This is a genomic window from Desulfosalsimonas sp. (genome assembly GCF_046483245.1).
Lineage (GTDB): Bacteria > Desulfobacterota > Desulfobacteria > Desulfobacterales > Desulfosalsimonadaceae > Desulfosalsimonas.
This window is the reverse complement of the sequence record NZ_JAWODO010000012.1, coordinates 1-4,077: the sequence shown is the minus strand read 5'-3', so window position 1 is coordinate 4,077 and position 4,077 is coordinate 1. Positions and strand designations below refer to the sequence as shown.

Genomic DNA, 4,077 nt, shown 5'->3' with positions numbered 1-4,077 from the left:
CATTGAGCGTTTACGGAAAAATTCAGCAAATGCCGGAGCGAAAAAATTTCAAACTGTTTGAGGCCGACAGGCCGAGTTTTTGAAATTTTAAGCGAAGGCATTGGCTGAATCCGTAAACGGTCAGGAGCGAAAAAACTGACCCCGGCCCCAGGGCTTCCTTCCTGAAAAAACAGCGGACGCGGTAAAAAGCTTTTAACAAAAAAAGGGCTCCGACCGGAAAACATGGGTTTTCCTGCCGGAACCCTTTGCCATCGGATTCCGTAAATTCGCGTTTTTTACACGTCTTCTGACTTGCCGGATGATTTATCCCGCGCGCGCCTTCCCGCCGGCCTGAAAGCCGGCAGTGACCGCAGGGCCATGGCCCTGCATGCGCGCGGGCGTTTACCGGTTCACAGCGCCGGGAGCGTCACGGGTTTGCACCGTGTTCCGTTTGCAAAAAAACGCCCTGTTTCAATTGTCTTAAAATTTTTAACCAAGGGCTGCGGGCAAAGTCAAGCAATATCTGCAAGGCCCTCAGGAAACAAGGCCCTCCAGGGCCGGCAGGGATTTGCTCAGATCATTGAAGGAAAATACCTCCAGGCTGACAGTGCCGGAAAAGCCCTCCAGAATTCGCGATACAGCCGGAGCGTGCCGGGCATCCAGGCGATGAAGGCCCAAATGGCCCCGGCCGGCGGCCACGCCGCCATATAAATGCAGGATCGTGATCCTGTGGCGGAAAAGTTCAAAAGTTTCAAGGATGTCAAAATTGTATTCCAGCAGGTGGCCGGTATCCAGGCACACGGAAACATCCATGGCTTCTGCCACGGGCTCCATCCATGCCGGTGGATAATCCAGGTTTTCAATGGAGATGTGCCGGGAGTCGATCCGGCTCTGGACCAGCAGCCGTTCCAATGCATCAATGGCCCGTTTCTGCCATTTTTGCACCGTGTCCGCATCTGTGCTGTTTTCTTCAAAAGGCAGATGCAGGGTCCAGGTCACGGGTAAAAGGGGCCGGGTGCGGTCTGCGGCTGAAACAATGCGTTCAATGGCGTGTTTTTGCCGCTGCGGGTCCGGATCAGTGATGCTGACATCTGTGGGCAGGTGCACGTTATAGGAAATCTGTTTGTTTTCTGCCAGGGCCGCCATCTGCCGGATATCGTCCTGGGGGGGAAGATTGTCCGCGGGTGTGCTTTCAAACACCAGCACCTCGATTTCATCCACAAACGGCGCCAGCATGGAGACATTGGGCAGGATGTGATCCGGGTAGATAAACGAGGGGCAGGCCAGGGAAAATCCAAACCGGTTTTTATAGGACCGGGGCAGGGGTGTATAGGAATGTTTTCCGGAAATATCGGTTTTACGGTCGGTCAAGTCTGTGGATTCTTTCCTCTCTGGCTGCGTTTACCGCATCCCGGTATTCCCCGGGTCCAACCGGCCGGGCCAGTTCCGGCACTTTTGCGGCATGGCCCATGGGCCGGTATTGGCTCATGATATTGACATACGTGTTTGGGGAAATCTCTTTTGCAATAAAGGCCATGGCCTCTCTGGTGCCGGCCAGGTTTTCCGGCAGCACCAGGTGACGCACCAGAAGACCCCGCACGGCAATGCCCTGCGGGTTGACCAGCAGGTCTCCGACCTGCCGATGCATTTCCTTTAGGGCGGCTTTAGCGGTTTCCGGGTAATCCGGGGCATCGCAGGCCCGGCGGGCAATGCCGGGATCCATAAATTTCAAATCCGGCATGTAGATGTCAATAATCCCTTGGAGCAGGCGTAAGGTTTCCTGGGTTTCATATCCGCCGCAGTTGTAGACCAGGGGAATGTGCAGGCCCTTTTCAACAGCCTTTTCCAGGGCGGATAAAATCTGCGGCACCACATGGGTAGGGGTGACAAAATTGATGTTGTGGCAGCCCAGGGCCTGAAGCTCCATCATCATGTCTGCGGCCTGCTGCGCTGTTACCGGCTCGCCCCGGCACTCATGGCTGATTTCCCAGTTCTGGCAGAAGCAGCAGGTCAGGCTGCAGCCGGTTATAAAGATAGTGCCGGAGCCGTGGCGGCCCACCAGGGGGGATTCCTCGCCGAAATGGGGGTGGCCGCCTGAAATTATCATGTGGTTTGCAATTCCGCAGATTCCTGTTTCACCGGCTGTCCGGTTGACGTGGCACTGCCTTGGGCAAAGGGTGCAGTCTTGCAGGGTTTCGTATGCTCGGCGAATTTTTTCGGCCAGTTTGCCGGTTTTGTGGGTTTCCAGGTATGCCGGTCGGTATGGGCTGTTCATGGGTCTTTCCTGTCTTTGAAGATTATGAATAAGGATAAAGAGCCGGTGGGGCCATGTCAATGACAATTGCCCAGGCCTGTCAATGCCTTGAGCGTTTTTCCGGGCCTTCTGCTAGTGGGGATCAGAAGTGGCTCAGTGGTTTTTGGAAGGGGTCGGCCGGGTGCGCTTTGCTCCCTGCTGACCGCTTGCGCGCTCAATGCGACTCGCAAAGCGCACCCGGCCGGCCCCATGGCCAACCCCCGTCAGTATCGCGGGAAGTGCCAAAAAAATCGGAAGAGCTGCAATTTCATTTGTTGAACAAAAATGTAAAAATTAAATATTTGCAATACAAAAATGTAAAAATAAGTATGCTTGTCTGGTTTTTAAGGAATGCTGGGGATGAATATAACATTCTGATAAAAAAGAAAAAACATTGAAAATAGGCTTTTTCCCCTTGCCTGGCACGGTTTTAGCTAAATGGAAAACAGGTTTGGAGCTTAGTGTTTTTCAACAACAGATGATCAGGAGGAGCAGAGAATGCAGAAAAAGATGAAGGGGTTGGTTGTAACAGGGATGGTGGTGGTGTTATGCGCTGTGGCCGGGTTCTCGGGCAGGGCCCTTGCCGCTGATGTCACCGCGGGAACGGATTTTGCCTCGGCGTATGTGTGGCGGGGCATTACGTTTAATGATGGGCTTGTAGCCCAGCCATCGGTGGATGTGAGTTCAGGGGGGTTTGGTTTCAACGTATGGGGGAACATGGACATTGACGACTATGATGATACCTTAAACAGCGGGGAGTTTTCTGAAGTGGATCTGACCCTGTCCTACGGGTTTTCCCTGGATTCCGTGGATGTGAGCATCGGCTACATCGAATATCTGTTTCCCGAGGGCGGATCCGGGACCCGGGAGGTTTATGCGGGCTTATCGGTTGAGCCGCTTTCCGGGTTTACGGCCGGTGTTACGGGGTATTACGACTTTGACGAGGTGGAGGATTATTATGTCAACGTTTCGGTGGGCTATGCCTATGAACTGGCAAAAGACCTGACCCTGGGAGCCGGGGCCGCGGTGGGTATCGCCGGGGATGACGCAAGTGCGGGCGAAGATTCGGGCTTTCACGAATACCTGCTTTCGGTTGACTGCGCCTATGCCCTCACCGAGGCCCTGGAAGTAACGGCCTATCTGGCCTACACGGATAATTTTGACAAGGATGTGCTTCCGGACCAGGACACGGATTGGTTCGGCGGAATGGGGATTTACTACAGTTTTTAATATTTCTGATTTTTTCGGTATCACACAGCAAAGCCCGCTGCCGCTGCAGCGGGCTTTGCTGTGTGATGACAATGCGCTTGTTTTTTCCGGCCAAGCCTGACAGAATCAATTCCCAGGCAATTCAAAAAAAGTTGCTGTTTGTGCCTGGTTCTGTAATTTTCGCATGATGCCGACCCGGTGGCGGTTTGCTCCCTGCTGACCGCTTGCGCGCTCAATGCGACTCGCAAACCACCCCCGGGCCGGCATCATGGCCGACTGTGTGCAAAGTTTCAAGGGGGGGGCCGGAGCAACCCATCCGAACATTTAAAAGCAAGGGGCAAGCTTATGGGTCGAATTGTTGCCATTTACGGCAGCCCGCGGCGTGCGGGAAACACAGCAACCCTGCTGGCAGAAGCAGTGGCCGGGGCCAAAAGCCGGGGGGCGCTGGTGGACGAAATCGTTTTGTGGGACCGGAAGATATCGCCCTGCCTGGAGATTTACGGATGCAAAAAAACGGGCGAATGCGTGATCAAAGATGATTTTCAGGCCATGCGCGACGCCATACTGGCAGCAGACGGGCTGATGCTGGCCACGCC

General features: G+C 54.3%; 6 protein-coding genes and 1 riboswitch. Of the genes, 3 read left to right on the top strand and 3 right to left on the bottom strand.

The window, feature by feature from the left end:
- From R6U41_RS01730 to R6U41_RS01720, 3 genes are all read right to left on the bottom strand, one after another.
- Nucleotides 1-224 (bottom strand): hypothetical protein (locus R6U41_RS01730; RefSeq protein WP_410268106.1); only part of this gene is annotated, 224 nt, incomplete at its 3' end.
- Between the two features lie 34 nt (nt 225-258).
- A riboswitch (cobalamin riboswitch) is annotated at nt 259-469 on the bottom strand.
- 44 nt (nt 470-513) lie between these two features.
- Complete coding sequence (cbiR, locus tag R6U41_RS01725) at nt 514-1,350, bottom strand: cobamide remodeling phosphodiesterase CbiR (protein WP_410268105.1); 837 nt, start codon at nt 1,348-1,350, stop codon at nt 514-516.
- A complete protein-coding gene (locus R6U41_RS01720; RefSeq protein WP_410268104.1) occupies nt 1,337-2,254 on the bottom strand; it encodes a radical SAM protein in 918 nt (305 codons plus the stop codon). The genes cbiR and R6U41_RS01720 overlap by 14 nt, the downstream gene beginning before the upstream one ends.
- Before the next feature lie 59 nt (nt 2,255-2,313).
- Here R6U41_RS01720 and R6U41_RS01715 point away from each other — a divergent pair, with 59 nt between their 5' ends.
- The 3 genes from R6U41_RS01715 to R6U41_RS01705 all read left to right on the top strand — a co-directional run.
- Nucleotides 2,314-2,670, top strand: coding sequence for a hypothetical protein (locus tag R6U41_RS01715; RefSeq protein WP_410268103.1), 357 nt, complete (start codon nt 2,314-2,316; stop codon nt 2,668-2,670).
- 100 nt (nt 2,671-2,770) lie between these two features.
- Nucleotides 2,771-3,502, top strand: a complete 732-nt coding sequence (locus tag R6U41_RS01710) for a hypothetical protein (RefSeq protein ID WP_410268102.1) — start codon at nt 2,771-2,773, stop codon at nt 3,500-3,502.
- A 324-nt stretch (nt 3,503-3,826) separates the two neighbouring features.
- Nucleotides 3,827-4,077, top strand: a 251-nt coding sequence (locus R6U41_RS01705; protein WP_410268101.1) for a flavodoxin family protein, incomplete at its 3' end; no start/stop codon positions are given.